Raw genomic sequence first — 26,976 nt, 5'->3', positions numbered from 1 at the left:
TTATTCAGAAACCTCAGTCCTGATAAGCTTGCCGGCCTGTTTCCTGCCGACCGGACCCCGCCAATGCTCGTTCCACCGGCCTTTCGCCGTCTGTCGCCCCTGCTGCTGGCCATCAGCCTCAGTGCCTGTGACGAGGCGCCGAAGTTCACCCAGGCCGAACCCGGGGAGCACCTGTCCGGCGGCGCCGCGACGGTTCGCCAGTTCGACCACAACGCCTTTTCCATGCCCTCGGCCAACCTGACGCCCTCGCGCCGCCTGGACTTCAGCGTCGGCAACAGCTTCTTCCGCAATCCCTGGGTGATCGCCCCGTCCACCACCACCGCGCGGGACGGGCTGGGTCCGCTGTTCAACACCAACGCCTGCCAGAACTGCCACGTGAAGGACGGCCGCGGCCATCCGCCCGCCGCGGGGGCGAACAATGCCGTGTCCATGCTGGTGCGGTTGTCGATTCCGGCGGATGCCTCGGCCGGGCACGCCCGCCAGTTGGAACGCCTGGGCGTGGTGCCGGAGCCGGTGTACGGCGGCCAACTGCAGGACGTGTCGATCCCGGGCGTCGTCCCCGAAGGCAAGGTGCGGGTCAGCTACGAAACCGTTCCCGTGGGCTTGGCCGACGGCACCCGGGTCGAGCTGCGCAAGCCGCGCCTGGAAATCTCCCAGCTGGGCTACGGCCCGCTGCATCCGGACACCCTGTTTTCGGCCCGCGTGGCCCCGCCCATGATCGGCCTGGGCCTGCTGGAGGCCATTCCCGAAGCCGCCATCCTGGCCAATGCCGACCCGGACGACGCCGATGGCGACGGCATCCGTGGCCGCGCCAACTTCGTCTGGGACGATGTCGCCGGCCGTACGGTGCTCGGTCGCTTCGGCTGGAAGGCCGGCCAGCCGAATCTGAATCAACAGAATTTTCACGCCTTCTCTGGTGATATGGGCCTGACCACCAGTCACCTGCCGAAGGACGATTGCACCGCGGCGCAGACCGCCTGCAAGGCGGCGGTGAATGGCGGCGAGCCTGAAGTCAGCGACAACATCCTCTCCCTCGTGCTGTTCTACACCCGCAACCTGGCCGTGCCGGCCCGGCGCCAGGTGGACGATCCGCAGGTGCTGGAAGGCAAGGGCCTGTTCCACCAGGCCGGCTGCCAGGCCTGCCATACCCCCAGCTTCACCACCGCGAAGGATGCCGCCGACCCCGAATTGGCCAACCAGCTGATACGCCCCTACAGCGACCTGCTGCTCCACGACATGGGCGAGGGCCTGGCCGACGGCCGCGCCGAATTCCAGGCCGGCGGCCGCGACTGGCGCACCGCGCCGCTCTGGGGCATCGGCCTGACCGAACAAGTGACCGGCCACACCCAGTTCCTCCACGACGGCCGCGCGCGCAATCTGCTGGAAGCCATCCTCTGGCACGGCGGTGAAGCCGAGGCGGCGAAGCAGAAGGTCCTCACGTACGACGCCGAGGAGCGCGCGGCGCTGCTCGCCTTCCTGAATTCCCTTTAAGGAGCCCCGCATGTTCCGCCCCAAACTGCTGTTCACCAGCCTCGCCGCCCTGGCCCTCGGTGCCTGCGCACCGCAAGACCCGCAGGCGCAGACCGCCGCCGCCCTGGCCAAGGACGTGATACTGCCGGCCTACAGTCGCTGGGTCGAAGCGGACCGCCAACTGGCCAGCAGCGCCCTGGCCTTCTGCTCCGGCAAGGAAGACCTGAACAAGGCCCGTGCCGATTTCATCAAGGCGCAGAAGGCCTGGGCCGAATTGCAGCCGCTGATGGTCGGCCCGCTGGCCGAAGGCAACCGCGCCTGGCAAGTGCAGTTCTGGCCGGACAAGAAGAACCTGGTCGGCCGCCAGGTCGAGCAACTGGTCAAGGCCCAGCCGCAAGTCGATGCCGCCGCCCTGGCCAAGGCCAGCGTGGTGGTCCAGGGCCTGTCCGCCTATGAGTACATCCTCTTCGACAGCAACCTGGACCTCGCCGACAACGCGCAGAAGTCCCGCTACTGCCCGCTGCTGCAAGCCATCGGCGAGCGCCAGAAGGGCCTGGCCGAGGACATCCTTGCGCGCTGGAGCGGCAAGGACGGCATGCTCGACCAACTGAGCAAGTTCCCCAATCAGCGCTACGCCGACTCCCACGAAGCCATTTCCGAGCTGCTGCGGGTCCAGGTCACCGCCCTGGATACCCTGAAGAAAAAGCTCGGCACTCCCATGGGCCGCCAGACCAGGAGCCTGCCGCAGCCGCTGCAGGCGGACGGCTGGCGCAGCGATTCGTCCCTGGACAGCCTGGGCGCCAGCCTGGCCAGCGCCGAGAGCCTGTGGAAGGGCGCGGACAAGCACGGCATCCGCAGCCTGCTGGGCGACGAGCAGAAGGCCCTGGCCGAGAAGATCGACGCGGCCTATGCGGAATCCCGTGGCAAGCTCGACGCCCTCCAGCAGCCGCTCAGCGAACTGCTGGCCAGCGACGAGGGCCTGCAGCGCCTCAACGACTTCTACGACAGCCTGGACCGCGTCCAGCGCCTGCACTCCGGCGAACTGGCCAAGGCCCTGGGCGTGCAGCTCGGCTTCAACGCCAACGACGGTGACTGAGATGCTGCGTCGCCAGGTGCTCACCCTCGCCAGCCTGCTGCTCGGTGCCGTCGGCCTGGGCGGCTGGACCCTGATCCGCAAGGGCGGCTCGCCCCTGCTGCTCTCCGCCCGCGACGACGCCGACGGCCATCACTACGCCGTGGGCTATCGCCTGGACGGCACCCAGGTGTTCGCCACCCGGGTCGCCCAGCGCTGCCACGACATAGTTGAGCACCCCAGCGAGCCGGTGGCGCTGTTCGTCGCCCGCCGGCCGGGCACCGAGAGCTACCTGGTGGACCTCACCGACGGCCGCCTGCTGCAGCCCCTGGTCGCGCAGAAGGATCGCCACTTCTACGGCCATGGCGTGTTCCATAGAGGTGGCGGGTGGCTCTACACCACCGAGAACGACACCACCGATCCCGGCCGTGGCGTGCTCGGCCGCTACCGCTACCAGGACGGCCGGCTGTTCCACGACAGCGAGATCCCCACCCACGGCCTGGGCCCGCACCAGGTGTCCTGGATGCCCGACGGCGAAACCCTGGTGGTGGCCAACGGCGGTATCCGCACCGAGGCGGAAAGCCGGGTCGAGATGAACCTCGACGCCATGGAGCCGAGCCTGGTGCTGATGCGCCGCGACGGTAGCCTGCTGTCCAGGGAAACCCTGCCGCAGCAGATGAACAGCATCCGCCACCTGGCCATCGGCGCCGACGGCACCATAGTCGCGGGCCAGCAATACATGGGCGATGCCAGCGACCACGCCGACCTGCTCGCCATCAAGCGTCCCGGCCAGCCTTTGCAGCCGTTCCCGCTGGAAGACGAGCAGCGCCTGGCGATGGTCCAGTACACCGCCAGCGTTGCCATCCACGATGAGCTGCGCCTGGTGGCCCTGACCGCGCCGCGGGGCAACCGCTTCTTCATCTGGGACCTGGACAGCGGCGCCGTTCGCCTGGACGCGCCCCTGCCCGACTGTGCCGGTGTCGGCGCGGTGCGGGACGGTTTCGTGGTCACCTCCGGCCAGGGCCGCTGCCGCCTTTACGATTGCCGGGGCAAAGCGTTCACCGCCACCCCGCTGCAACTGCCGGCGAGCTTCTGGGACAACCACCTGCACCTGGCCTGATTCATCCTATGGAACTGGTGGAAATCGCTGCGCGATTTCCACCTTACGAAGGCACCGAGGCTTCCCGCGTCCGTAGCCCGAAGGGTGGACAGCGCTTTTCTGTCCACCAGCGCGGCCAGGTCCTCACCCTGCCGACGGCGCGACTCCATGCCTGATGACAACCGCACAGGGGTATGCGCCCGCTCCTGGCCCATTGATCAGGAAATACCAAACAGCCATCAATTGACTTGTATCGATCTGACGCGATCTTCAGCGATCACCCACCCTCATAACCGTCTATTCCCCTGCAAGCAACGTTCTGCAATTTCTTGTCTTTGACTTGGTCTAAGTCTGGTACTAAGGTGCTTGCCTCGCCTATTCCCAGGCCTCTTTTTCCCAGCCAAGGAACCGGAATATGTTGCTCCGCCGCATGCTCATCATGCTGGGGGTGGTTGCCCTCGTGGTGCTCGCCCTCGCCGCCTACAAGGGCCTCTCGATCTATCAACAGGTCCAGCAGTTTTCTGCGCCCCAGCCTCCCATCAGCGTCTCCGCCGCCGAGTCCGTGCAAGTTCCCTGGCAGAGCCGCCTGCCCGCCATCGGTTCGCTGAAGGCCTTCCAGGGCGTCGACCTCACCGTGGAAGCCAGCGGCACCGTGCAGGACGTGCTGTTCCTCTCCGGTGAAAAGATCAAGCAAGGCCAGCCGCTGATCCAGATGGACAGCGACGTCGAGAGCGCCAGCCTGGCCACCGCCGAAGCCGAACTGGCCTTGGCCCAGGTCGAGTTCCAGCGCGGTCGCAGCCTGGTCAGCCGGCAGAACATCTCCAAGAGCGAGTTCGACCGCCTGTCCTCGGAGCTCCAGGCCGCCAGCGGCAAGGTCGCCCAGCTCAAGGCACTGCTGGCCAAGAAGCGCATCGTCGCGCCCTTCTCCGGCACCATCGGCATCCGCCAGGTGGACGTGGGCGACTTCCTCTCCTCCGGCACCACCATCGCCACCCTGCAGGACCTGAACACCCTGTTCGTCGACTTCTTCCTGCCCGAGCAGGCCGCCCCGCTGCTGGCCGTCGGCCAGAAGGTGCGCATCAGCGTGGCCGCCTTCCCCGGCGAATTCTTCGAAGGCGACATCGCCGCGCTCAACCCGAAGGTCGAGGAAACCACCCGCAACCTGCAGGTCCGCGCCATGCTGCAGAACCCCGACGGCAAGCTGCTGCCGGGCATGTTCGCCAATCTCGAAGTGCTGCTGCCGGGTGACCAGGAGCGCGTGGTGGTGCCGGAAAGCGCCATCACCTACACCCTCTACGGCAACTCGGTCTACGTGATCGAGGAGAAGAAGAACGCCGAAGGCCAGCCGGAGAAAGGCCAGGACGGCAAGCCCCAGCTGGTGGTGGAGCGCCGCTTCGTCGAGACCGGCGAGCGCCGCGACGGCCAGGTGGTGATCCTCAAGGGGCTGCAGGCCGGCGAGCAGGTGGTGACCTCCGGCCAGCTCAAGCTGGATAACGGCTCCCACGTCGCCGTCGTGCCCGACCAGACGATGACCGGCAAAATGGACAACCAGGCCCGCATCCAGCAATAAGCGCTGGAGCGAAGGAACGGAACATGGCTTTCACAGATCCCTTCATCCGTCGCCCGGTACTGGCGACCGTGGTCAGCCTGCTGATCGTGCTGCTGGGCATGCAGGCCTTCAGCAAGCTAGTGATCCGCCAGTACCCACAGATGGAAAACGCCCTGATCACGGTGACCACCGCCTACCCGGGCGCCAACGCCGAGACCATCCAGGGCTACATCACCCAGCCGCTGCAGCAGAGCCTGGCCAGTGCCGAAGGCATCGACTACATGACCTCGTCGAGCCAGCAGAACATGTCGGTCATCCAGATCTATGCGCGCATCGGCGCCAACTCGGACCGTCTCTTCACCGAGCTGCTGGCCAAGGCCAACGAGGTGAAGAACCAGTTGCCCCAGGACGCCGAAGACCCGGTGCTGTCCAAGGAAGCGGCGGACTCGACCGCGCTGATGTACATCAGCTTCTACAGCGACGAGTTGTCCAACCCGCAGATCACCGACTACCTGTCCCGGGTGATCCAGCCCAAGCTGGCCACCCTGCCCGGCATGGCCGAGGCGGAAATCCTCGGCAACCAGGTCTTCGCCATGCGCCTGTGGCTGGACCCGGTGCGGATGGCCGCCTATGGCATTACCGCCAACGACGTCAACGATGCCGTGCGCAAGTACAACTTCCTCTCCGCCGCCGGCGAGGTGAAGGGCCAGTACGTGGTCACCAGCATCAATGCCACCACCGACCTCAAATCCCCCGAGGCCTTCGGCGCCATCCCGGTGAAGACCGTCGGCGACAGCCGCGTGCTGGTGCGGGACATCGCACGGGTGGAAATGGGCGCGGAGAACTACGACTCCATCAGCTCCTTCGACGGCATTCCCTCGGTCTACATCGGCATCAAGGGCACTCCCAGCGCCAACCCGCTGGACGTGATCAAGCACGTGCGCGCCATCATGCCGGAGCTGGAAGACCAACTGCCGCCGAACCTCAAGGTGTCCATCGCCTATGACGCCACCCGCTTCATCCAGGCCTCCATCGACGAAGTGGTGAAGACCCTCGGCGAGGCGGTGCTGATCGTGATAGTGGTGGTCTTCCTGTTCCTCGGCGCCTTCCGCTCGGTGCTGATCCCGGTGATCACCATCCCGCTGTCGATGATCGGCGTGCTCTTCTTCATGCAGCTGATGGGCTACTCCATCAACCTGCTGACGCTGCTCGCCATGGTGCTCGCCATCGGCCTGGTGGTGGACGACGCCATCGTGGTGGTGGAGAACATCCACCGGCATATCGAAGAGGGCAAGACGCCCTTCGACGCGGCCATCGAGGGAGCCCGCGAAATCGCCGTGCCGGTGGTCTCCATGACGATCACCCTGGCAGCGGTCTATGCCCCCATCGGCTTCCTCGAGGGCCTGACCGGCGCGCTGTTCCGCGAGTTCGCCCTGACCCTGGCCGGCGCGGTGATCATCTCCGGCATCGTCGCCCTGACCCTGTCGCCGATGATGTGCTCCAAGCTGCTGCGCCACGACGAGAACCCCTCGGGCCTGGCGCACCGCCTGGACGTTATCTTCGAGCGCCTCAAGCAGCGCTACCAGCACGCCCTGCACGGCACCCTGAACACCCGCCCGGTGGTGGTGGTGTTCGCGGTGATCGTGCTGTGCCTGATCCCGGTGCTGCTGAAGTTCACCAAGAGCGAACTGGCCCCGGACGAGGACCAGGGCATCGTCTTCATCATGTCCAAGGCGCCGCAGCCGACCAACCTGGACTACCTGAACAGCTATACCCAGCAGTTCGTGGAGATCTTCAAGTCCTTCCCCGAGTACTACTCGTCGTTCCAGATCAACGGCTTCGACGGCGTGCAGTCCGGCATCGGCGGCTTCCTGCTCAAGCCCTGGAGCGAGCGCGAACGCACGCAGATGGAGTTGCTCCAAGACGTCCAGGGCCGGCTCAACCAGATCCCCGGCCTGCAGATATTCGGCTTCAACCTGCCGTCGCTGCCGGGCACGGGTGAAGGCCTGCCCTTCCAGTTCGTGGTCAACACCCCCAACGACTACGAGTCGCTGCTGCAGGTGGCCGAGCGCATCAAGGCCCGCGCCATGGAGTCCGGCAAGTTCGCCTTCCTCAACGTCGACCTGGCCTTCGACAAGCCGGAAGTGGTGGTGGATATCGACCGCGCCAAGGCCGCACAGATGGGCGTGTCCATGGAGGACCTGGGCTCCACCCTGGCCATCCTGCTGGGCGAAGGCGAGATCAACCGCTTCACCATCGACGGTCGCAGCTACAAGGTGATCGCCCAGGTGGAACGCGCCTACCGCGACAATCCGGGCTGGCTGAGCAACTACTACGTGAAGAGCGAAAGCGGCGCCATGGTCCCCCTGTCCACCCTGATCAGCGTGCATGACAGCGCCCGGCCGACCCGCCTCAAGCAGTTCCAGCAGCTGAACTCGGCGATCATCGAAGGCGTGCCCATGGTGAGCATGGGCGAGGCCATCGATACAGTGACCCGGATCGCCCGCGAGGAAGCCCCGCGCGGCTACGCCTTCGACCACGCCGGCGCCTCGCGCCAGTTCGTGCAGGAAGGCAGCGCGCTCTATGTCACCTTCGGCCTGGCCCTGGCGATCATCTTCCTGGTGCTGGCGGCGCAGTTCGAAAGCTTCCGCGACCCGCTGGTGATCCTGGTGACCGTGCCGCTGTCCATCTGCGGTGCGCTGATCCCGCTGTTCCTGGGCTGGTCGAGCATGAACATCTACACCCAGGTGGGCCTGGTAACCCTGATCGGCCTGATCAGCAAGCACGGTATCCTCATCGTGGAGTTCGCCAACCAGCTGCGCCGGGAGAAAGGCCTGCCCCCCCGCGAGGCGGTGGAGGAAGCCGCCGCCATCCGCCTGCGCCCGGTACTGATGACCACCGCGGCCATGGTGTTCGGCATGGTGCCGCTGATCATCGCCGCCGGTGCCGGGGCAGTGAGCCGCTTCGACATCGGCCTGGTGATCGCCACCGGCATGTCCATCGGCACGCTGTTCACCCTCTTCGTCCTGCCTTGCATCTATACGTTGCTGGCGAAGCAGGACCTGCAGCCGAGCGGGCAGGTGGCGGCCAGCCATTGAACCCAGGTGTGATGAACCAAGCCCCGCGATCGCGGGGCTTGGTTTTTGCGGCGCACACTACTACTCCCCGGATTCTATCCGGGCTACGGGCTTCCTTTCCGTAGGGTGGACCACGCTTCACCGGTCCACCAACCGTCCTTCATCCGAGCACCCCAGGTGGAGATGAAAGGCGATATACGCCCTACGATGATCGCCCAACAAAAAACCCCGCTCTCGCGGGGTTTCCTGTGAATCCTGTGCTTATTCCTGGCCGCGCAGTCCCTGGGACAGGCCGAACATGAAAAGCAGCAGATTGTGGTCAGGCCTGACCTGCTCCTTGAGCCGCGCATTAGGCGGCAAGGGGCAGTAGCCCAGCCCATTGACGCTGACTACTGAAGGCGAAGGTTCATGCCAGGCAGCCACCGCCAATGAGGCCACTCCCAAGGCGCCGGCGAGGAACAAAGCTCGCGTGACTTCTAACTTCATGATCGCAACCCCTTGATAGCGCTGCCAAACGCTGCTTCATAACCCTAGTCCAGTAACCTTCAGTCCGCCTCATCCGGTGACGAATGGCGCCTAAACTGCCACAGGCCGCCCCCCGGCGCTTGACCACTCGACGGTCGGTCCCGGCCCTGGGGTGGTCCGGTCGGGCCTCTCGCGGGCACTCGCGGCTGCCTTGCGCAGGACACCAGTACATCCCGGCGAAGGCCGTGAGGGTAGCGGCCAATTGTTGCAGGAAGAGGTACCTGTCCCGCCGCTACGGACCAGTTCGCCTCGAGCAGCTCGATCGGCGCGAACCGGCTCTCCCACAAGGACGGTCCCAGGGTACTCAGGCCCTGGTCGAAGACTGGTCAAAGGAAAGTGAAAAAAGCGTCAAGGCGCGAGGTCGGGCCGCCCCATCAAGTCCACTTCGAAGCGGCAACCGGTGGGTTCCACCGCGCTCAGCCTGACGGTCCAGCCCTGGTTGTCGCAGATCCGCTGCACCAGCGAGAGCCCCAGTCCCAGGCCGTCGCCACGCCGCGCGGGGCCGCGGACAAAGGGCTGGAACATGGCCTCGCGGTCCGCTTCGGGAATGCCGACACCACTATCCTCCACCACGAACCCTCGATCCTTGAGCACCAGGCGAATGCTGCCGTTGTCGGTGTAGTGCAGTGCATTGCGCAGCAGGTTGCCCAGTACCGAGCGCAGGAAGGAGGCGTTGTAACGTTCGTCCTGCAGCGGGCCGGACTGGTACTCGAATCGCAGGCCCTTGTGCTCGATGGGCTCGCGCCACTGGCTGGCCAGGTCGTCGGCGACGCTATTGAGACTGGCCAGCGGCGCCAGTCCGGCCGCGTCACGCTGGGAACGCGCCAGCATCAGGAAGGTCTGCACCAGGTCACGCATTTCCTCGGTAGCGCGGGCGATCCGCTGTACCTGGTTGCGCGCCCGCTCGTCGAGGCTGGGGTTTTCCACCAGCAGCTCGCAGGAGCTGGCCAGCACCATCAGCGGCGTGCGCAATTCATGGCTGACGTCGCTGGTGAACAGCCGCTCGCGGTTGAGCACCTCATGCAGGCGGCCCAGGGTGTCGTCGAAGGCCTGGGCCAACTGGCCCACTTCGTCAGCGGCATAGTCCGGCGCCAACGGCGGCGCCATGCCCAGCAGCTGGTCGCGATGGCGCACCTGGCCGGCCAGGCGCACCACCGGCTCGATCACCTTGCGCGCAAGCAACCAGCCCAGCAGCAGTGCCAGCAGCACGCTGAGGCCGAAGCCGACCATCACCACCCGGTAGAGCACCTGCTCGCGAGCCTCGAAGTCGCTCTGGTCCTGCAGCATGATGTAGCGGCGGCCATCGGTCTCGCGCACCAGGGCATGGTAGGAGTTCTCGCCCTCGAAGACCTCGTGGAAACCCGGCTCCAGAAGCCCCAGGTTTTCCGGAATGAAGTGGGGCGCAGGGCCCGCGCTGCTGTAGAAGCGGGTGTCGCTGTCCAGGCTCGGCGAACGGCCCTTGGCGAGATTCTCGCTCAGCACCCGGTTGAGTTCGTTGTTCAGGTCGCGGGAGATCAGTTGCTCCTCGATCAGGTGCACCACCTCGATGATGCCCACCGCGAAGGTTCCCCCCACCAGGCTGGTCATCAGCACGAAGGCGATGAGGATCCGCCGCGCCAGGCTCTGCCTAAACTCCATCGGCGGACTCCGCCAGGCGGTAGCCCAGCCCGTGCAGGGTGTGCAGCAGCGGCTTGCCGAAGGGCTTGTCAATCACCTGGCGCAGTTGGTGGATATGGCTGCGCAGGCTGTCGCTGTCAGGACAATCGTCGCCCCAGAGGGCTTCTTCCAGCGCCTCGCGGCGCACCAGGTGCGGGCTCTTCTGCATCAGCACGGCGAGCAGCTTGAGGCCGATGGGGTTGAGCTTGAGCGACTTGCCGGCGCGGCTGACTTCGAGGGTATCCAGGTCATAGCTGAGATCCGCCACCTGCAGGGCGCGCTTGCCGCCACCCTGGGAGCGGCGCAGCACGGCCTCGATGCGCGCCGCCAGCTCGGACAGGGCGAAGGGCTTGAGCAGGTAATCGTCGGCGCCGGACTTGAAACCCTGCAGGCGGTCGTCCAGGGCATCGCGGGCGGTGAGCATGATCACCGGGGTATCGCGGCGGGCCTCCTCGCGCAGGCGACGGCACAGGTTGTAGCCGTCCAGCCCCGGCAACATGATATCGAGCACGATCAGGTCGTAATGCTCATTGCTGGCCAGGTGCAGGCCGGACAGGCCGTCCTGCGCGCAGTCGACGGCATAGCCCTTGAGCTCGAGGAAGTCGGCCATGTTGGCCAGGATGTCGCGGTTGTCTTCGACTAGCAGGATCCGCATCGCCTCCACTCCTTGTATCGATCCTTGGATGGCAGGCTTCGATGATACGGCGGAAAAGCGATGAAGGCTGAACGCTGAACGAGTGTTCCCCTGTCTCCGCGCCGAGTCCCAGTCCCCGCTTTTCGTCCAGCCTCTAGCCTTCAGCGCTCTTTTCGGCCCCTTAAATGAAGAAGCCCCGCACGGGGCGGGGCTTCGGATGGCCGGGTGGCTTACATCATGCCGCCCATACCGCCCATGCCGCCCATGTCAGGCATGGCCGGAGCAGGCTTGTCGTCAGCCGCTTCGGCAACCATGGCCTCGGTGGTGACCATCAGGCCGCCGATGGAGGCAGCGGCTTGCAGAGCGGAACGGGTGACCTTGGCCGGGTCCAGGATGCCCATCTCGATCATGTCGCCGTATACGCCGGTGGCGGCGTTGAAGCCGAAGTTGCCGGAACCTTGCTTGACCTTGTCGACCACTACGCTCGGCTCGTCGCCGGCGTTGGCCACGATCTGGCGCAGCGGGGCTTCTACAGCGCGACGCAGCAGGGCGATACCGACGTTCTGGTCGTCGTTGTCGCCTTTCAGGCCTTCGATGGCCTGCAGGGCACGTACCAGGGCCACGCCACCGCCAGGAACCACGCCTTCTTCGACGGCGGCACGGGTAGCGTGCAGGGCGTCTTCAACACGGGCCTTCTTCTCTTTCATCTCGACTTCGGTAGCCGCACCGACCTTGATCACGGCAACACCGCCGGCCAGCTTGGCCAGACGCTCTTGCAGTTTCTCCTTGTCGTAGTCGGAGGTGGTTTCCTCGACCTGCTTGCGGATCTGGGCAACGCGGGCTTCGATGTCAACCTGGGCGCCAGCGCCGTCGATGATGGTGGTGTTTTCCTTGCTCAGCACGACGCGCTTGGCGTTACCCAGGTGCTCCAGGGCAGCGCTTTCCAGGGAGAGGCCGACTTCTTCGGAAATCACGGTGCCGCCGGTCAGGATGGCGATGTCCTGCAGCATGGCCTTGCGGCGGTCGCCGAAGCCCGGAGCCTTGACGGCCGCGACCTTGACGATGCCACGCATGTTGTTCACCACCAGGGTGGCCAGGGCTTCGCCTTCCACGTCTTCGGCGACGATCAGCAGCGGGCGGCCGGCTTTGGCGACGGCTTCCAGCACCGGCAGCATTTCGCGGATGTTGGAGATCTTCTTGTCGACCAGCAGGATCAGCGGGCTTTCCAGCTCGGCGACCATGGTGTCCGGCTTGTTGATGAAGTAGGGGGACAGGTAGCCGCGGTCGAACTGCATGCCTTCCACGACGGACAGCTCGTTCTCCAGGCCCGAGCCTTCTTCAACGGTGATCACGCCTTCCTTGCCGACTTTTTCCATGGCTTCGGCAATGATCTCGCCGATGGACTCATCGGAGTTGGCGGAGATGGTGCCTACCTGGGCGATGGCCTTGGTGTCGGCGCAGGGCTTGGCCAGCTCTTTGAGCTGGGCAACGATGGCGACGGTGGCCTTGTCGATGCCGCGCTTGAGGTCCATCGGGTTCATGCCGGCGGCAACGGCCTTCAGGCCTTCGTTGACGATGGCCTGGGCCAGGACGGTAGCGGTGGTGGTGCCGTCACCGGCGGCGTCGTTGGCCTTGGAGGCAACGTCTTTCACCAGTTGGGCGCCCATGTTTTCGAACTTGTCTTTCAGCTCGATTTCCTTGGCGACGGAAACGCCATCCTTGGTGATGGTCGGAGCGCCGAAGCTCTTGTCCAGAACCACGTTACGGCCTTTCGGGCCGAGGGTGGCCTTGACGGCGTCGGCCAGTACGTTCACGCCGACCAGCATTTTCTTGCGAGCGGAATCGCCAAATTTGACTTCTTTAGCAGCCATGTTGATTGATCCTCAATTCTTTTGTGTTTAGACGGAGATTCGCGGAGCTCAGGCTTCGACGACGGCGAGGATTTCGTTCTCGCCCATCACCAGCAGCTCTTCGCCATCGACCTTGATGGTGTTGCTGCCGGAGTACGGGCCGAACACCACCTGGTCACCGACCTTGACGGCCAGCGGACGCACTTCGCCGTTGTCCAGCAGGCGACCGGTGCCGACAGCGACGACTTCGCCACGGTTCGGCTTCTCGGCGGCCGAGCCCGGCAGCACGATGCCACCAGCGGTTTTGGTCTCTTCTTCGCTGCGACGGATGACGACGCGGTCATGCAGAGGACGAAGCTTCATTGTCGATCTCTCCCAATAGTGTTGTCTTTCGACCGGTGCGCGCACCGGTGGGTTGCTAATGTCCGGCGGGGCCGGTTGCGGCGCGTCAGGCACGCCGCAGGAATTTGACCTGCCGTTGGGCAGGAAACCTTTCGGTGACCGATACATAGGGGCGCCCGGGAGTATTTCAAGGGCCCCCTACAAAAAAATTGCAGCTTTAGCGGTCGCGGCGCTCGTATTCGCCTTCGATCACATGCGGCCGGGCCTGACCGCTGCGCGCGGCCAGGTCGTCGGCGAAGGCGCGCTGGCGCTGGGCCTGGATTTCCAGGCGCTGGCGCAGGCTGCGGATCATCATCCGGCGGGTGAAGGGAATCAGGCAGAGCAGGCCGAAGATATCGCTGATGAAACCCGGCAGCAGCAGCAGGCCGCCGCCGACGGCGATCAGCAGGCCTTCGAGCATTTCCTGCTCGGGCACCTCGCCACGGGCCAGTCGCTCACGGGCGCGCCAGGCGGTGGCGACGCCCGCGACCCGCAACAGCACGCTGCCGAGGACCGCGGTGCCCACCACCAGCAACAGCGTGGGCAGGACACCGATCACGCTGCCGACCTGGATGAGGACAGCCAGCTCGATCAGCGGAAAGAGCAGGAACAGAAAGAGAAAAGCGCGCATCAGGGGGTTCCTTGGAGGAAGAACAGCTTCCGATACCCCACTACATGAAGCCACCCTCCCGCCAATTCAAGCCTCGACCGTTCCGCCGGTCGGCCAGGATTCGGCGCGAGCCAGCTGTACCAGGGCCTGACGTACAGCGCCTGGGTTGTTACAGGATGTTGGGAACGGAAGCCAGTGAAGCGTCTGACCAATACGTAGGTGAAAACCTTCAGTGTCGATCCCGACCATTTCCGCCGCCGGCTCTTTCGGCAACCCGGCCAGATCCACGTAATGCGCGATGGCGTTGGCGTGGTCGCTGTTCATGTGCTCCAGCATGCTGATTTCCGCCTCTCCGGCGAAGGCGTTGGCCAGCACCAGTCGGTCCACCCAGTGGATGGCGCCGAAGCCGCCAATGAAGCGGGCGCGCACCGGTTCCAGACGCCAGAAGTCGAAATCGTGGGTGCGGTGGTAGTCCACGGCCTGGGGAAAGTATCGGTAGTAGCGGGTGGCGGCAGCGTCCACCTCGGCTTCGTCGCTGATCTGCCGCGCCTCGGCCAGCAGGGTCAGGCGCCCGGCGGCCTGGACGTCCTCGGCGCCGCGCTCGCCCACCAGCAACGAGCATTTCGCGTCCTTCTGCAGGTTGTGGGTGTGCTGGGCGATACGGCTGATCAGGATCAGCGGGCGGCCCTCTGGATCCAGGCAATAGGGCACCACTGATCCGAAAGGAAAGCCCGGCATGGCCTTGGAATGGGTGGACAGCACCCCGCGGTATTCCTTGAGCAGCAATTCTCGTGCATGCTTTGCGGCTTTCACGCTCACCATATGACTCCTCGCAGAGAATCCGTCGAAAACGGACGAGCGCCCAGAATAACGGTTAAACGGCGCCAGCGGGGGCAAAGCGAAGCATATTCGAGGGGATTCACATGCAACTCAAAGACAAGGTCATCATCATTACCGGTGGCTGCCAGGGCCTCGGCCGCGCCATGGGTGAGTATCTGGCGGCCAAGGGCGCGAAACTGGCCCTGGTGGACCTGAACCAGGAGAAACTCGATGAGGCCGTGGCCGCCTGCAAGGCTGCCGGTGGCGACGCCCGTGCCTACCTCTGCAACGTCGCCGTTGAGGAGCAGGTGACCCACATGGTCGCCCAGGTGGCCGAGGACTTCGGCGCCATCAACGGCCTGGTGAACAACGCAGGTATCCTGCGCGACGGCCTGACCATCAAGGTCAAGGACGGCGAAATGACCAAGATGAGCCTGGCCCAGTGGCAGGCGGTGATCGACGTCAACCTGACCGGTGTCTTCCTCTGCACCCGCGAAGTCGCGGCCAAGATGATCGAACTGCAGAACGAAGGCGCGATCGTCAACATCTCCTCCATCTCCCGCGCCGGCAACATGGGCCAGGCCAACTACTCCGCGGCCAAGGCCGGCGTCGCTGCCGACACCGTGGTCTGGGCCAAGGAACTGGCACGCTACGGCATTCGCGTGGCCGGCGTGGCGCCGGGCTTCATCGAGACCGATATGGTCGCCAGCATGAAACCGGAAGCCCTGGAAAAGATGACCTCCGGCATCCCGCTCAAGCGCCTGGGCAAGCCTCTGGAAATCGCCCACTCGGTGGCCTACATCCTGGAGAACGACTACTTCACCGGTCGTGTCCTGGAGCTGGATGGCGGCCTGCGCATGTAAGGCTCGGCACCATGAAAAAGCCCCGCATCGCGGGGCTTTTTCGTTTCAGCCATTTGTGGGAGCGATTTCAATCGCGATCCACCGCCCCCTCCCCACACACCGGCAATGCCTTGCACTGGCCCTTGCCGGTGGCCGCGGCGCCCAGCGGCACCGCCAGGCGCGAATCGTCGGGCGCCAGCTGCCGGGCACAGGCGCGAGCCTGGCCGGCCTGGGCCGTGCAGCCCTTCTCGTTGAGCACCTCGGACAGGTTGAACCAGCCCAGGGCATAGTCCGGCTTGCGCTTCAGGCTTTCCCGCAACGCCCGCTCGGCACCGTCGCGGTCGCCGTCGGCATAGCGCGCATTGGCCAGGGCGAAGAGCGGCAAGGGCTCATCCGGCCAGTGCTCCGCTGCGGTGCGATAGGCGCGCTCCGCCACCGGTCGCTGGGCGGTTTCCTCCAGGTCGCTGGCCGCCTTGAGCCAGGCTTCCAGGCGCGCGTCGGCAGGCAGGCGATCCGCCGGCACGGTCACCACGGCCCAGCGCTCGGCCCGCTGCCAGGTGCGGTCGAAGCTGCGCAGATCGGTGACCCAACGCTTGGTGGTGCCCGAGCGCAGTACCAGCTTCCCCCTCGTCCGGTCGAAGCCCACGACCACCGCGAAATGCCAGCGCGGCAACCAGTCCAGGCCGAGGTTCTGCATCACCAGTACCGGATTGCCGGCCGCCACCTGGGCCAGCAGCGCGTCCAGGTTCTGTTCCAGCGGATACACCAGCATGCCGTGCTGGCGTGCTGCAGCCACCAGTTCCAGCTTCAGGCTGCCCTGCCGCGCCGGCAGGTAGACCTTGGGTTCCAGCGCCTCGGGTGAGGTCTTCACGCCACGCTGCACCAGCACGGTCGCCAGCGCGGCGGGGCCGCACTGGTAGATCTCCTGGGGGTAGAAGGGCGTCTGGACCAGCTCCACGCGCGCAGGAAGACGGTCGCTCTGCGGGGACAGCAGCGGTTGCTGCCCCGCGCAGCCGGACAGGATCAGGACCAGAGCGACCAGCCAGGCGCGCATCAGTTGATGCACTTGATGAAGCTGAAGATGTCAGTGGCGCAGAGCATGTCGGTGATGATGAAGATCACCAGGAACAGCACGATGATGCCCACCCAGCCCCCCGCCGGCTCCTGCTCCAGGCGCTGGTTGAACTGCTGCAGCTCGGCCGGCGTCAGGCTGGCGATACGCGCCTCCACCTGCTCGCGCGGCACCCCGAGGGATTCGAGCTTCTGCTGCACCTGCCTGTCATCGAGCATGGCGCGCAACTGGGCCTGGTCGACCGGCTGGTGTTGCGGCTGTTGTTGTTCCTGCATGGCCTGCGGCGTGCCGATCATGGCTGCCTGGGCCATGGGCATCTGGGCGAGGAAGACGAACTGGCTGGCAATCAGGAAGGACGCCAGGCGGCGATTGCAGGGACGCGAAAGCATGGTTGTTTCTCCAGGATTTGTTAGCAATTGACCACACGTCGGTTTTTAGGGTTCCAGTCAGCTGACGCGCAAGCTGTGGATTTCTTCACGTTATTCAGATTATTGCTGAAATCCGGCGGGCAAATAAAATTGCGAAACATTCCCACTTTCCTCCGGTTCCAACGCCGTCGCCCGGGCTGTCTGCAGCGCCGAGCTGTTCGACTACCACGGCCGTGGCCGGCCCCACAGCCTGAGCGACAGCGTGGAGTTCTGAGCTAGGGGTCGCTTCTGGAGGAGCGAGTTCATTCGCGAAATGGGCCGGCACCGAGCCGGCCTGGTACTTCCCTCTCCCCCGGCCCCTATGCCTTTCCTGTAGGGGCGAATTCATTCGCCAAGCGGGCCGCAGGTCCGCCCCGCATGGGTATCGCTTCGCTCAACCCATCCTACGAAGCCTTCTGTGTGCGAATTCATTCACGAAATGGGCCACGAGCTTGCCTGTCGCTTCCCTCTCCCCCGGCCCCTATGCCTTCCCTGTAGGGGCGAATTCATTCGCCAAGCGGGCCGCAGGTCCGCCCCGCATGGGTATCGCTTCGCTCAACCCATCCTATGAAGCCTTCTGTGTGCGAATTCATTCGCGAAATGGGCCACGAGCTTGCCTGTCGCTTCCCTCTTCCCCGCCCTGCAATCCCACTCAATAGGACACCGTCTTGTCCTTCGGACCGATATTCCAGCGGAACCAGTCGTCCAGCATGGTCTTCTCGTAGCGCAGGCTGTCGTTGCTGAAGTAGGAGTTGCCGTGCTGCAGGTAGGTCTGGTCGATCACCGTGGCGTCGCGGCTGACCAGGGTCTTGCCGTCCTGCTCCAGGCTGTAGTGCAGTTTGATCCGCGGCCAGGTCACCTCGCGCATGAAGCGCACATCCTGGTAGTTCACCCGCCAGGGCTCGTACCGGCCGGCCAGGTCGATGTCGAGGATGTCCACCTTAAGGGTCTGCCCGGGCTGCAGGTAGCGCTTGCCCAGCTTCTCGATATGGGCCTTGAGGTCCTTCAGCACGAAGTCATCCGCACCGCGGCCGTAGTCGCGATACAGGCGTGCGTCACTGTACTTCTCCGGATGGGTGAAGCTGACCTCGGTTGTGGATGCCAGCGCGGCCGGGGAAAGGATCAGCACGGCCAGCACGATGAGGGGCAGCGTGGGTCGCATGGAACACCTCCTCACGGTGATGCGGGGCTCACCGCCAGAATCAGTGTACGCCCGTCGTTGCGAACGGGAAGCAGCACCAGTCGAGCGGCTCAGAACAGCGCCAACGCGCCGCCGCCCAGGGGCAGCAGGGCCACCAGGGGCAGGACCCAGCGGGTCTTCCAGGCCAACAGGACGGCCAGCAGGAGGCCGGCGAGCATCAGTTGGCAGAGCCAGATCACGCCGCCGATTTCCCCGCCCAGTTCCTCCCGGGCCAGAATGAGCGCGCCCACCATCGCCAGCACCGCGCCGACTCGCAGCGAGCGGCTGCGGGCCGCACCGGGAGCACCATCGAAGACCAGCTTGTGCTGGCGCGACATGGCCAGCGCCAGGCCGGTCATGGCCAGGTAGCAGAAGGCGAAACTCAGGACCAGCATCAGGCGCTCTCCTTCGCCAGTCGACGACGAACCCGTTGCGCCTTTTCCACCTGGGGCTGCGAACGGCGCCAGGCCAGGACACCACAGAGGGCACCGCAAGCGAGCAGGACGAGGTCGATGCCGGCCATGTCCCAGTCGCTCCGGCCCAGGGTCGCCAGCAGGCTGCCCTCGGGAGTGACCAGCGCATTGAGCAGCGGCAGGCCGAGGCCCAGCACGGCCACGGCCAGCAGCATATCGCGGGCGACCTTGCCGCTGTTGCGGCGCAGGATCGCCCATACCGCTACCAGCAACCAGGTGCCGACGAATATCCAGGTCTCCGTGGCGGCACGCTCGGCCATGCCGGCCGGCAGCAGGCGATTGCCATAGAGCAGGCCCAGGCTGGCGATGGGCAGGCCACCGACCACCGCACCGTTCAGCGCACGCACCAGACCGATACCGTGGCCACCGCGAGACTCGCGCTTGCGCAGCCAGACCTGCAGGCCGGCCACCAGCATGGCGCAGCCCATCAGGCCGAGCAGCAGGTAGAGGGCGCGGACGGCCTGCCCGCCGAACTGCGCCATGTGCAGATTGGTCAGCCAGGCGTAGCTGGCGTAGCCGGGGCTGTAGGGCTTCTGCTCGTGGAGCAGCTCCCCGCTGACGGCGTCGTAGGACAGGGTCCACTGGAAGTCGACTATCCGTGAGCGGTCATAGCGGCGGATATCCACCACCGCGGCGGCGTCTCCCGGATGGTGCACGCTGATCCAGCCGGTCTCGTCGCCGCCCCAGCGGCGATGGGCGTCCGCCAGCAGGCCGTCGAGGGATACCGCCGGCGGCGCCGGACGCTTCACCTCCTCACGGTGGTAGGCACCCATGGTGTCGTTGAAGAAGGCCTCGGCATTGCCCTTGTAGGCCAGCTGGATACCGGCGGGCATGTAGAAGCTCATGAAGATCGCCAGGCCGGTGTAGGCGATGACCAGGTGGAACGGCAGCCCCACCACGCCGAACAGGTTGTGGGCATCGAGCCAGGCGCGCTGGCCGTTGGCATCCGCACGCAGGGTGAAGAAGTCCTTGAAGATGCGCCGGTGGATGATGATGCCGCTGACCAGCGCCACGAGCATGAACATGGCGGCGACGGCGACGATATACATGCCGATGGTGCCGGCGTTGAGGTCGTAGTGCAGGGTGAAGAAGAACAGCCCGCCGACGGTTTCCGGCATGGGTTCGCCGCTGGCCGGGTCGAGGGCGAAGCGCACGAAGCCGCTCTCGTCGGCGGGCTCGTAGCCGGCCCAGTAGAAGGGCTCGCGCTCGCTCGGCGGACGGATCCAGATGGCATGGGCATCCGGCGCCCTGGCCAGCAGGGCGGCACGCACCAGGTCGAGGGTCAGACTGTGGCCGGTGGGCTCGTGCAAGTCCGGGCGCATCCAGCGTTCCAGCTCCTTGTCGAAGCAGGCGATGCTGCCGGCGAAGAAGATCACGAAGAGCAGCCAGGACGGCAGCAGTCCGCCCCAGGTATGCAGCCCCGCCATGGATTGGCGCAGGTTCATGGGCGGACTCCGAAATCGCCGGGCAGGCAGGCCGCCATGGCCAGCACGGCGGCCAGTCCGGCCAGCATCAGCCAGGCGCGTCCGGCCGAACGGGCGCCAAAGGCATAGATGATGGCGGTGGTATAGACGGCGAAACTGGCCAGGCTGGCGAAAACCACCCGGTCACTGCGCATCAGCGGCAAATGGACGGACAGGAAAGCCGTGGCCGCATAGGCCAGCGCATATCCGCCGATTATCGCCGCCAGCACCCGTGCGGTCAGGCTCCAGCGCATGGGGGTAGTGGCTTTGCTCAAGTTGGTACCTTCATCGAGGGGCGACCCTGGCTGGATCCCCCGGAAAAAGACTTGAGAATTATTTACATTGGAATCCGAATTGCAACTGAGATTTTATATCGACTGTGCCGGAGCGACCTTATCCAGGCTATCCGCGACATCCGGTCGGACAAGGCATGGCCGCTGGTCATTGCGGTTCGAACTTTGCAGTTCTCCTGACGTCCATCGACACATCGCTCGATCAACCAGGTGACAGGCCATGTACAACCCCTTCCAGATCCTTACCGAAGCTTTCCAGGCCGAATACCGGGTCAACCTCAGCCTTGAAAGCCAAGGCGGCAACATCATGCTGACCCTGGCCAACGAAAGCGGCGTGGTGGCGCGGCGCATGATCAGCGCGGCCCAGCGCAACGACCCGGTACGCCTCCAGCGGGTGATCGAGAGCATTCGCCTGGGCATCGCCATCGAGAGCGGCAACAAGGTGGGCGAGTTGCTCACCAGCATGACCGGCGGCCATGTGGCGCCGGTACGCGCGGGACGGGTCAACGCCGCACAGATAGCGCGCATCTGATGCACGCTATCCGTGCACGGGCTCAGGCTTCCTCTTCCGCCTCGACTTGACGACCGAGGCTCCGCCGGCGCGGCGGGGCATCCGTTTGCACGGACGGGAAACGCGAAGAGGCATAGCGCACCACCAGTATGGCCAGGGCCAGCAGCAGGATGGCGCCGGAAACGAACACCGCACCCAGGTCCGGGCGATGGTGGTGCGAAACGTCGGAGATCAGCAGGCGCGTCAGCGCGGTGATCGCCACGTAGATCAGGAAGCGCACCGGCATGTGGTTGGTCTTGAAGTAGATGCCGACCATGGCGCCCAGCTCGAGGTAGATGAACAACAGGAGGATGTCATCGACTGTGATATGCCCCTTCTCCACCATCCCGAGGAAGGCCACCACCGCAGCCCAGGCGGTGATTCCGCCAATGGCGAACAGCGCCAGGTAGTGGAAGCTCTCCACCAGCAGGTTTCCCAGCGACTCGGCCAGGCCATGTACGTTTTCGCGCAATTGTTCAGCCCAGTTGATTTTCACGATACAGCTCCTTGCGACGACGCCCGGATGGTGACGGGGGAAAGTGACAGTGGGGTTATGCAGGATGGGGGCCGCCACCTCTCCCGCGCCACGAGGCAGGTTGTCGCAGCCCTTGCCGGCGAAAGGCTGCGTACTGGACAAGGCCGAGCTACAGCCCGCATAAACGCCGTTCATCCCGAAAAGGAGCTTCGTCATGATCCGCCCGATTCACCCGCGCCACGCCTTGCTCGCCACCCCCATCGCCGCCCGGTTCGCCAACCCGGATGTGGCCATCGAGTTCGACGTGGACAACACCAGGGCCATCGCCAGTCGCAAGCAGGTATTCGCCGCTGCCGCCAAGGACAGGCTGTGGGTCTCCAGCGCCCACCTGCCGTTCCCCGGCCTCGGCCACGTGCACAGCGAAGGCAAGGGCTATGCTTGGGTTCCAGGGGAATACGGGCCGATCCGCAGCGATCGCTGCGGACGGTTGGCAGAAGGAAATATCCTGGAAGCTATTTCCATTTGCCATCATTCCGAATACTGTATGCGTATCCAGTATTTTACAACCAATGAAGGTGAGGGGTGATGAATGGCCGTCGAAGTGGTGTATCGCAGCAGCCGCGATCCGGAGCGCCTGTTCATGGATAAGGCCGAAGCCGACCGTTACGACAAGATGCTCGAACTGGCCGAGTCCCTGGCCGAAGTCCTGCAGAAGGCGGTGCCGTCCCTGAGCGAGCAGCAGGTGGAGGACATCGGCATCTTCATGGCCAAACACCGCGACACCTTCGCCCGCGCCTTCAAGAACCAGCCCGACGCCCTGGCCGAGCTGGAGCTGCCGGGCGAATGATTTTCCCCTGCCCTCCCCCGTTCGTGGGGAGGGTTTCTTTTTCCCGATTGACGCCCGGACCGGGAAGGTCTAGTTTCGCCGAGTCCCCACTTCGGGGGCCTTCACCTCCGGCGAATCCCATGATGCCCAGCGCAAGCGCCCATTCCGCGATGACCACCGATCCCCTCGGTGCACGCGTTCGCGCCTGCCGGTCGCCGATGTCCCCACCTGTCGCACCGCCGCCTGCCGTGCGGGCCGGCTTTCCGCCGCCGCCCCCGTACGCGCTGCTCGGCTGATCCCCAGCCGCTGATACCGCTCCGGCCCTGACCTCGATCGGTCGGCGTTCGCGCGCACCGGAGCCTGTTGCCGCTCACTGACAGGTGAACATTCATGACGTTGGACAAATCCGTCTGGGGCTCGCTTGCCTCGACTTCGCTCTTCGTGCTGCTCTGGAGCAGCGGCGCGATCTTCGCCCGCCTGGGCCTGGACCATGCCTCGCCCTTCGCCTTCCTCACCCTGCGCTTCGCCCTGGCCTGCGGCGCGCTATTGCTGGTCTGCCGATGGCGCCGCCAGGGGCTGCCGGAACGCGGTAGCCGGCTGAAGGTAGCGGGCATCGGCCTGCTGCTGATCGGCGGCTACACCATCTGCTACCTGCTGGCGCTGGATCACGGCCTCACCCCTGGCGTGCTCGCCGCACTGCTCGGGGTGCAGCCCATCCTCACCCTGCTGGTGATGGAACGGCGCTTTCCCCTGGCACGCCTCCTGGGCCTCGCGATCGCCCTTGGCGGGCTGGTGCTGCTGGTGTGGCAGAGCATCGGCCAGGCGCAGGCCTCCACGCTGGGGCTGGTCTATGGCTTGGCCTCCCTGGGCAGCATGACCTTCGGCGCCATCCTGCAGAAGGGCCTCAAGCAATCCCCCCTGCAACTACTGCCCCTGCAATATGGCGCCAGCCTGCTGGCCTGCCTGCTGCTGGTGCCCTACAAGCCCTTCCACTTCGAGGCGACCCTGGACTTCGCCATCCCCCTGTTGTGGCTGGCGCTGGTGATCTCCGTGCTGGCGCAGCTACTGCTCTACCGGCTGATGCAGGCGGGCAACCTGGTGAACGTCACCAGCCTGTTCTACCTGGTGCCGGTGGTGACGGCGGCCATGGACTACCTGTTCCTCGGCAACGTCCTGGCGCCCCTGGGCATGGCCGGGATGGGCGGGATACTGGCCGGCCTGGTGCTGGTGTTCGGGGTGGCTGGACGGAGCACGTGACAAGCAGGCTGCAATGAACCTGTGGGGGCGAATTCATTCGCTGAGGGCTGCGCAGCAGCCCCGGCAGATGAATTCGCCCCCACAAGGAAGTGCAGAACCACAAGCGTGTCAGGGCATCTCCAGCGCTTCCACCAACGCCTTGAGGAAGCGCGCCGCCTCGCCGCCGGTGACGGCGCGGTGGTCGAAGGTCAGGGACAGCGGCAGCACCGGGTGGATCTCCACCTTGCCCTGCCAGGCCACCACTTCATCGCGAATGCCGCCGGCGCCGATGATGGCCACCTGCGGCGGCACCACCACCGGGTTGGCGTAACGGCCGAACAGGGTGCCGAAGTTGGACAGGGTGATGGTGGCGCCCATCATCTCCTGCGGCGGGATGGAGCGCGCCTTCACATCGGCACGCAATCGCGCCATGCCTTCCTTGAGGTCCTCGGCACTGCGTCCGCCCACATTGCGCAGCACCGGCACGAAGAGGCCATCCGGCGTGTCCACGGCTATGCCGAGGTCGAGCCTGTCGTGCTGGCGGATGGATAGCGCGCGACCATCGAACCAGCTGTTGAGGATGGGCTCCGCCTCGCAGGCGACGGCAATGGCCTTGCCGAGGCGGACCAGCGGGTCGCGGGCTTCCGGCCAGCGGTGCAGGTCGGCATCGCCGAAGAGAGTCACCGGCACCACCTCGGCATGGGAGCGCGCCATGTTGATCGCCATGCTGCGGCGCACCCCGCGCAGGCGCTCGCCACCGAAGCTGTCGCGAGCGCTTTGCGCGGCCTGCTCCACATCGGCGCGGGTCACCAGGCCGTCGGGGCCGGTCCCCGCCAGGGCGGCCAGTTCCACGCCCAGCTGCCGCGCCAGCTGGCGCACCGCCGGGGTCGCGCGCGGCGCCAGGTGCTCACGAGTGGAGGGCGCTGCACCGACGAAAAAACTGTCGGCCTGGGCATTGCCCCCACCTTCCAGGCGGCCGACCACGGTACCGGCGTCGGCGTCTTCGCCTTCATAGCCGAGCAGCGGTTCGCCGACGTGGAGGATGTCGCCTTCCTTGCCGAAGGTCCGGGCCACCACGCCGTCGTGGGGCGCCGGAATGTCCACCAGGGCCTTGGCGGTTTCCACCGAAACCAGTAGCTGGTCGGCCTTGACGCTGTCCCCCACCTTCACGTGCCACTGGACGATCTCGGCTTCCTGCAGGCCCTCGCCCAGGTCGGGCAGTTTGAAGTATTTCATCGTGCGCTCCTCGTCTCAGGCGTAGTTCAGCACCAGGTCGCAGGCCGCGAGGATGTCCTCCGGGCTGGGGATGTAGAGCTGCTCCAGGCGATACAGCGGCGGCGGAATGTCCGGCGCGGTGACCCGCTGGATGGGCGCCTGCAGGTCGAGCAGCACGCGCTCGTAGAGGCTGGCGGCGATTTCCGCGCCCACCCCGCAGCTGCGCGGCGCCTCGTGGACTATCACGCAGCGGCCGGTCTTGCGCACCGAGGCCTCCAGGGTGTCCAGGTCCAGCGGCTTGATGCTGGCCACGTCTATCACCTCGGCCGAGACGCCCTGCTCCTCCAGCTTGGCGGCGGCCTGCAGGGTCTCATGGACGCTGGCGCCCCAGCTGACGAGGGTGATGTCCGAGCCCTCGCGCAGGGTGAAGCAGCTGTCCAGCGGCAGGCGCTTGCCGTCGTCGATGATCGGCTGCGGATTCATCCGGTAAAGCCGCGTGGGTTCGAGGAAGATCACCGGGTCCGGGTCGTCGATGGCCGCCAGCAGCAAGCCGTAGGCCCGTGCCGGGGACGAGGGGATGACCACCCGCAGGCCGGGGATGTGGGCGAACAGCGCCTCGGTGCTCTCGCTGTGGTGCTCCGGCGCGCGGATGCCGGCGCCCATGGGGCTGCGCAGCACCATGGGACAGGTCAGCCGGCCGCGGGTGCGGCAGCGGATGCGGCTGGCGTGGGACACCAGGTGCTCCATGGCGGCATAGATGAAGCCGAGGAACTGGATTTCCATGACCGGTTTCAGGCCCTGGGCGGCCATGCCCACGGCGAGGCCGGCGATCATGGTTTCCGCCAGCGGCGTGTCGATCACCCGCTTGAAGCCGAAGCGCTCGCGCAGGCCGAGGGTGGCGCGGAACACGCCGCCGTTGACGCCGACGTCCTCGCCGAGGACCACGACGTTCTCGTCTTCCTGCATGGCGCGGTGCAGGGCCAGGTTCACGGCTTCCAGCAGCGCGCGTTTCTCGGTGGTGGCGTTGAGGTTACTCATGGCGACCTCCCTGCTCGCGGCGTGCGACCCGCTCCATCAGCATTTCCCGCTGATCGCCGAGGGCCGCTGGCCAGCGCGCATAGACGTGGTCGAACACCGCTTCCACCGGCTGGATGCCGGCATTCTCGAAGTTGTCCACAGCCGCCTGCACCTGGCGCTGGCAGTCGGCGATCAGTGCCTGCTCGCGGCCTTCGTCCCAGACCTTGTGGGTGGCGAGAAAGGCCTGCATGCGCTTGATGGGTTCTTCCTGCCAGGCCGCCTTGACTTCCTCGGCGCTGCGGTAGCGGGTGGCGTCGTCAGCGGTGGTGTGGTCGCCCAGGCGGTAACTGATGCATTCCAGCAGGATCGGCCCCTTGCCGTGGCGGGCACGTTCCAATGCCCACTGCACACGGTCGTAGACGGCCAGCACGTCGTTGCCGTCCACCTGCTCGCCGTGGAGGCCTGCGCCGATGGCCTTCTGCGCCAGGGTCGGCGCGCCGCTCTGGATGCGCCGCGGCACCGAGATCGCCCACTGGTTGTTGTTCACCACGAAGACCACCGGCAATTGCCAGGCGCCGGCCACGTTCAGCGCCTCGAGGAAATCGGCCTTGCTGGTGGCGCCATCACCGCAGGTGGTGATCACTGCACGGTGCTGGCCGCGGATCTTGATCGCCGTGGCGACGCCGCAGGCATGCAAAGACTGGGTGGCGATGGGCACGCAGATGGGGAAGTCTTCCTTCGAACGCGGGTCCTGGAAGTCGCTGCCGCGCTCGTCGCCGCCCCAGTAGAGGAGGATTTCCTCCATGCGCACGCCGCGCATCAGTTGCACGGCGGTGTCGCGGTAATAGGGGACCAGCACATCGTCCGCCTGCATCAGGCTGCCGATGGCGACACCTATGGCCTCCTGGCCCAGGGTCGGGGCATAGGTGCCGATGCGGCCGGTGCGTTGCAGCGCCACCGCCTTCTGGTCGAAGAGGCGGGTCAGCACCATGCGCCGGTAGAGTTTGGTAAGCAGGTTGAAGTCGTCGGCCCAGGCCGGCAGCTCGCCGACCAGCCGCCCCTCGGGGTCGAGGAAACGCGTGTAGGGCAGTTCGATCCGATTGGACATGGCATCACTCCTCACACCTTTTGGGTGCCTGTACAGGGCCCGGGGCTTGTGACTCCGGGTATGTGCTGGCCGGGCCG

The 26,976-nt window shown here is 65.6% G+C and carries 27 protein-coding genes; 10 read left to right on the top strand and 17 right to left on the bottom strand.

The window, feature by feature from the left end; all coding sequences use genetic code 11:
• Positions 1–63: 63 nt before the first annotated feature.
• From ACFPU0_RS27030 to ACFPU0_RS27010, 5 genes are all read left to right on the top strand, one after another.
• Entirely contained in the window at positions 64–1,491 is a 1,428-nt protein-coding gene (locus ACFPU0_RS27030) for a di-heme oxidoredictase family protein (RefSeq protein WP_377696368.1), read from the top strand.
• Positions 1,492–1,501: 10 nt separating this feature from the next.
• Positions 1,502–2,566 carry an imelysin family protein gene (locus ACFPU0_RS27025; protein ID WP_377696367.1) on the top strand — a complete coding sequence of 355 codons (1,065 nt, stop codon included), beginning with the start codon at positions 1,502–1,504 and terminating at the stop codon, positions 2,564–2,566.
• 1 nt (position 2,567) lies between these two features.
• Complete coding sequence (locus ACFPU0_RS27020) at positions 2,568–3,662, top strand: DUF1513 domain-containing protein (protein WP_377696366.1); 1,095 nt, start codon at positions 2,568–2,570, stop codon at positions 3,660–3,662.
• 394 nt (positions 3,663–4,056) lie between these two features.
• A complete protein-coding gene (locus ACFPU0_RS27015) occupies positions 4,057–5,211 on the top strand; it encodes an efflux RND transporter periplasmic adaptor subunit (protein WP_377696365.1) in 1,155 nt (384 codons plus the stop codon).
• Positions 5,212–5,234: 23 nt separating this feature from the next.
• Positions 5,235–8,288 (top strand): multidrug efflux RND transporter permease subunit, encoded by a 3,054-nt coding sequence (locus tag ACFPU0_RS27010; protein WP_377696364.1) that lies wholly within the window; start codon positions 5,235–5,237, stop codon positions 8,286–8,288.
• Between the two features lie 240 nt (positions 8,289–8,528).
• On the opposite strand, the gene ACFPU0_RS27005 is transcribed toward ACFPU0_RS27010, so the two are convergent.
• From ACFPU0_RS27005 to ACFPU0_RS26975, 7 genes are all read right to left on the bottom strand, one after another.
• Positions 8,529–8,753: a hypothetical protein gene (locus ACFPU0_RS27005; RefSeq protein ID WP_377696363.1), complete on the bottom strand. Its 225-nt coding sequence runs from the start codon at positions 8,751–8,753 to the stop codon at positions 8,529–8,531.
• A 387-nt stretch (positions 8,754–9,140) separates the two neighbouring features.
• The gene (locus tag ACFPU0_RS27000) at positions 9,141–10,430 is read right to left on the bottom strand and encodes a sensor histidine kinase (protein ID WP_377696362.1); all 1,290 of its coding nucleotides are present in this window, start codon (positions 10,428–10,430) and stop codon (positions 9,141–9,143) included.
• Positions 10,420–11,103: a response regulator transcription factor gene (locus ACFPU0_RS26995; RefSeq protein WP_377696361.1), complete on the bottom strand. Its 684-nt coding sequence runs from the start codon at positions 11,101–11,103 to the stop codon at positions 10,420–10,422. Before ACFPU0_RS26995 ends, ACFPU0_RS27000 begins: the two co-directional genes overlap by 11 nt.
• Before the next feature lie 209 nt (positions 11,104–11,312).
• A complete protein-coding gene (gene groL / locus ACFPU0_RS26990; RefSeq protein ID WP_377696360.1) occupies positions 11,313–12,953 on the bottom strand; it encodes a chaperonin GroEL in 1,641 nt (546 codons plus the stop codon).
• 48 nt (positions 12,954–13,001) lie between these two features.
• Positions 13,002–13,295, bottom strand: coding sequence for a co-chaperone GroES (locus ACFPU0_RS26985; RefSeq protein ID WP_003454482.1), 294 nt, complete (start codon positions 13,293–13,295; stop codon positions 13,002–13,004).
• Positions 13,296–13,491: 196 nt separating this feature from the next.
• Positions 13,492–13,944, bottom strand: a complete 453-nt coding sequence (locus tag ACFPU0_RS26980; protein ID WP_377696359.1) for an FxsA family protein — start codon at positions 13,942–13,944, stop codon at positions 13,492–13,494.
• Positions 13,945–14,010: 66 nt separating this feature from the next.
• Complete coding sequence (locus ACFPU0_RS26975; protein WP_377696358.1) at positions 14,011–14,742, bottom strand: HugZ family protein; 732 nt, start codon at positions 14,740–14,742, stop codon at positions 14,011–14,013.
• A 104-nt stretch (positions 14,743–14,846) separates the two neighbouring features.
• On the opposite strand from ACFPU0_RS26975, the gene ACFPU0_RS26970 reads away from it, so the two are divergent.
• Positions 14,847–15,605: an SDR family oxidoreductase gene (locus ACFPU0_RS26970; RefSeq protein WP_377696357.1), complete on the top strand. Its 759-nt coding sequence runs from the start codon at positions 14,847–14,849 to the stop codon at positions 15,603–15,605.
• A gap of 67 nt (positions 15,606–15,672) precedes the next feature.
• On the opposite strand, the gene ACFPU0_RS26965 is transcribed toward ACFPU0_RS26970, so the two are convergent.
• The 6 genes from ACFPU0_RS26965 to ACFPU0_RS26940 all read right to left on the bottom strand — a co-directional run bounded on the left by ACFPU0_RS26965 (position 15,673) and on the right by ACFPU0_RS26940 (position 20,454).
• Complete coding sequence (locus ACFPU0_RS26965; RefSeq protein ID WP_377696356.1) at positions 15,673–16,638, bottom strand: PA2778 family cysteine peptidase; 966 nt, start codon at positions 16,636–16,638, stop codon at positions 15,673–15,675.
• Complete coding sequence (locus tag ACFPU0_RS26960) at positions 16,638–17,045, bottom strand: PA2779 family protein (RefSeq protein ID WP_377696355.1); 408 nt, start codon at positions 17,043–17,045, stop codon at positions 16,638–16,640. The genes ACFPU0_RS26965 and ACFPU0_RS26960 overlap by 1 nt, the downstream gene beginning before the upstream one ends.
• A gap of 670 nt (positions 17,046–17,715) precedes the next feature.
• Positions 17,716–18,225, bottom strand: coding sequence for a DUF3016 domain-containing protein (locus ACFPU0_RS26955; RefSeq protein WP_377696354.1), 510 nt, complete (start codon positions 18,223–18,225; stop codon positions 17,716–17,718).
• An 89-nt stretch (positions 18,226–18,314) separates the two neighbouring features.
• The gene (locus ACFPU0_RS26950) at positions 18,315–18,638 is read right to left on the bottom strand and encodes a DUF3325 domain-containing protein (RefSeq protein ID WP_377696353.1); all 324 of its coding nucleotides are present in this window, start codon (positions 18,636–18,638) and stop codon (positions 18,315–18,317) included.
• Positions 18,638–20,161, bottom strand: a complete 1,524-nt coding sequence (locus ACFPU0_RS26945; RefSeq protein WP_377696352.1) for a PepSY-associated TM helix domain-containing protein — start codon at positions 20,159–20,161, stop codon at positions 18,638–18,640. Before ACFPU0_RS26945 ends, ACFPU0_RS26950 begins: the two co-directional genes overlap by 1 nt.
• Positions 20,158–20,454 (bottom strand): DUF3649 domain-containing protein, encoded by a 297-nt coding sequence (locus ACFPU0_RS26940; RefSeq protein WP_377696351.1) that lies wholly within the window; start codon positions 20,452–20,454, stop codon positions 20,158–20,160. Before ACFPU0_RS26940 ends, ACFPU0_RS26945 begins: the two co-directional genes overlap by 4 nt.
• Before the next feature lie 238 nt (positions 20,455–20,692).
• On the opposite strand from ACFPU0_RS26940, the gene ACFPU0_RS26935 reads away from it, so the two are divergent.
• Positions 20,693–21,004, top strand: coding sequence for a DUF3509 domain-containing protein (locus ACFPU0_RS26935; RefSeq protein ID WP_377696350.1), 312 nt, complete (start codon positions 20,693–20,695; stop codon positions 21,002–21,004).
• Between the two features lie 22 nt (positions 21,005–21,026).
• Here ACFPU0_RS26935 and ACFPU0_RS26930 read toward each other — a convergent pair whose 3' ends face one another.
• Positions 21,027–21,518 (bottom strand): phosphate-starvation-inducible protein PsiE, encoded by a 492-nt coding sequence (locus ACFPU0_RS26930; protein WP_377696349.1) that lies wholly within the window; start codon positions 21,516–21,518, stop codon positions 21,027–21,029.
• A gap of 193 nt (positions 21,519–21,711) precedes the next feature.
• On the opposite strand from ACFPU0_RS26930, the gene ACFPU0_RS26925 reads away from it, so the two are divergent.
• The 3 genes from ACFPU0_RS26925 to ACFPU0_RS26915 all read left to right on the top strand — a co-directional run bounded on the left by ACFPU0_RS26925 (position 21,712) and on the right by ACFPU0_RS26915 (position 23,580).
• On the top strand, positions 21,712–22,083 hold the full coding sequence (locus ACFPU0_RS26925) for a hypothetical protein (RefSeq protein WP_377696348.1): 372 nt from the start codon (positions 21,712–21,714) through the stop codon (positions 22,081–22,083).
• A gap of 3 nt (positions 22,084–22,086) precedes the next feature.
• Positions 22,087–22,344, top strand: coding sequence for a YebG family protein (locus tag ACFPU0_RS26920; RefSeq protein ID WP_151136672.1), 258 nt, complete (start codon positions 22,087–22,089; stop codon positions 22,342–22,344).
• A gap of 369 nt (positions 22,345–22,713) precedes the next feature.
• Complete coding sequence (locus ACFPU0_RS26915; RefSeq protein ID WP_377696347.1) at positions 22,714–23,580, top strand: DMT family transporter; 867 nt, start codon at positions 22,714–22,716, stop codon at positions 23,578–23,580.
• Between the two features lie 108 nt (positions 23,581–23,688).
• On the opposite strand, the gene ACFPU0_RS26910 is transcribed toward ACFPU0_RS26915, so the two are convergent.
• Genes ACFPU0_RS26910 through pdhA form a run of 3 tightly spaced genes read right to left on the bottom strand, consistent with a single transcriptional unit; the run spans position 23,689 to position 26,899 of the window.
• The gene (locus ACFPU0_RS26910; protein ID WP_377696346.1) at positions 23,689–24,795 is read right to left on the bottom strand and encodes a dihydrolipoamide acetyltransferase family protein; all 1,107 of its coding nucleotides are present in this window, start codon (positions 24,793–24,795) and stop codon (positions 23,689–23,691) included.
• Positions 24,796–24,810: 15 nt separating this feature from the next.
• Entirely contained in the window at positions 24,811–25,812 is a 1,002-nt protein-coding gene (locus ACFPU0_RS26905; RefSeq protein WP_377696345.1) for an alpha-ketoacid dehydrogenase subunit beta, read from the bottom strand.
• Complete coding sequence (pdhA, locus tag ACFPU0_RS26900; RefSeq protein ID WP_377696344.1) at positions 25,805–26,899, bottom strand: pyruvate dehydrogenase (acetyl-transferring) E1 component subunit alpha; 1,095 nt, start codon at positions 26,897–26,899, stop codon at positions 25,805–25,807. Before pdhA ends, ACFPU0_RS26905 begins: the two co-directional genes overlap by 8 nt.
• Positions 26,900–26,976: the final 77 nt, after the last annotated feature.

The organism is Pseudomonas sp. GCM10022186 (assembly GCF_042656385.1).
Taxonomy (GTDB): domain Bacteria; phylum Pseudomonadota; class Gammaproteobacteria; order Pseudomonadales; family Pseudomonadaceae; genus Metapseudomonas.
The sequence above is the reverse complement of the archived record's forward strand: the minus strand, read 5'-3'. Positions and strand labels throughout refer to the sequence as shown.

Excerpts from the sequence above, each read along its gene's own strand:
- ACFPU0_RS27010 (WP_377696364.1), top strand. The coding sequence starts at position 5,235 with ATGGCTTTCACAGATCCCTTCATCCGTCGCCCGGTACTGGCGACCGTG.
- ACFPU0_RS26980 (WP_377696359.1), bottom strand. The coding sequence starts at position 13,944 with ATGCGCGCTTTTCTCTTTCTGTTCCTGCTCTTTCCGCTGATCGAGCTG.
- ACFPU0_RS27020 (WP_377696366.1), top strand. The coding sequence starts at position 2,568 with ATGCTGCGTCGCCAGGTGCTCACCCTCGCCAGCCTGCTGCTCGGTGCC.
- ACFPU0_RS26925 (WP_377696348.1), top strand. The coding sequence starts at position 21,712 with ATGATCCGCCCGATTCACCCGCGCCACGCCTTGCTCGCCACCCCCATC.
- ACFPU0_RS26965 (WP_377696356.1), bottom strand. The coding sequence starts at position 16,638 with ATGCGCGCCTGGCTGGTCGCTCTGGTCCTGATCCTGTCCGGCTGCGCG.
- ACFPU0_RS26955 (WP_377696354.1), bottom strand. The coding sequence starts at position 18,225 with ATGCGACCCACGCTGCCCCTCATCGTGCTGGCCGTGCTGATCCTTTCC.
- groL (WP_377696360.1), bottom strand. The coding sequence starts at position 12,953 with ATGGCTGCTAAAGAAGTCAAATTTGGCGATTCCGCTCGCAAGAAAATG.
- ACFPU0_RS26910 (WP_377696346.1), bottom strand. The coding sequence starts at position 24,795 with ATGAAATACTTCAAACTGCCCGACCTGGGCGAGGGCCTGCAGGAAGCC.
- ACFPU0_RS27030 (WP_377696368.1), top strand. The coding sequence starts at position 64 with ATGCTCGTTCCACCGGCCTTTCGCCGTCTGTCGCCCCTGCTGCTGGCC.
- ACFPU0_RS27015 (WP_377696365.1), top strand. The coding sequence starts at position 4,057 with ATGTTGCTCCGCCGCATGCTCATCATGCTGGGGGTGGTTGCCCTCGTG.
- ACFPU0_RS26950 (WP_377696353.1), bottom strand. The coding sequence starts at position 18,638 with ATGCTGGTCCTGAGTTTCGCCTTCTGCTACCTGGCCATGACCGGCCTG.
- ACFPU0_RS27000 (WP_377696362.1), bottom strand. The coding sequence starts at position 10,430 with ATGGAGTTTAGGCAGAGCCTGGCGCGGCGGATCCTCATCGCCTTCGTG.
- ACFPU0_RS26920 (WP_151136672.1), top strand. The coding sequence starts at position 22,087 with ATGGCCGTCGAAGTGGTGTATCGCAGCAGCCGCGATCCGGAGCGCCTG.
- ACFPU0_RS26905 (WP_377696345.1), bottom strand. The coding sequence starts at position 25,812 with ATGAGTAACCTCAACGCCACCACCGAGAAACGCGCGCTGCTGGAAGCC.
- ACFPU0_RS27005 (WP_377696363.1), bottom strand. The coding sequence starts at position 8,753 with ATGAAGTTAGAAGTCACGCGAGCTTTGTTCCTCGCCGGCGCCTTGGGA.
- ACFPU0_RS26915 (WP_377696347.1), top strand. The coding sequence starts at position 22,714 with ATGACGTTGGACAAATCCGTCTGGGGCTCGCTTGCCTCGACTTCGCTC.
- ACFPU0_RS26935 (WP_377696350.1), top strand. The coding sequence starts at position 20,693 with ATGTACAACCCCTTCCAGATCCTTACCGAAGCTTTCCAGGCCGAATAC.
- ACFPU0_RS26985 (WP_003454482.1), bottom strand. The coding sequence starts at position 13,295 with ATGAAGCTTCGTCCTCTGCATGACCGCGTCGTCATCCGTCGCAGCGAA.
- ACFPU0_RS26960 (WP_377696355.1), bottom strand. The coding sequence starts at position 17,045 with ATGCTTTCGCGTCCCTGCAATCGCCGCCTGGCGTCCTTCCTGATTGCC.
- pdhA (WP_377696344.1), bottom strand. The coding sequence starts at position 26,899 with ATGTCCAATCGGATCGAACTGCCCTACACGCGTTTCCTCGACCCCGAG.
- ACFPU0_RS26995 (WP_377696361.1), bottom strand. The coding sequence starts at position 11,103 with ATGCGGATCCTGCTAGTCGAAGACAACCGCGACATCCTGGCCAACATG.
- ACFPU0_RS26970 (WP_377696357.1), top strand. The coding sequence starts at position 14,847 with ATGCAACTCAAAGACAAGGTCATCATCATTACCGGTGGCTGCCAGGGC.
- ACFPU0_RS27025 (WP_377696367.1), top strand. The coding sequence starts at position 1,502 with ATGTTCCGCCCCAAACTGCTGTTCACCAGCCTCGCCGCCCTGGCCCTC.
- ACFPU0_RS26945 (WP_377696352.1), bottom strand. The coding sequence starts at position 20,161 with ATGAACCTGCGCCAATCCATGGCGGGGCTGCATACCTGGGGCGGACTG.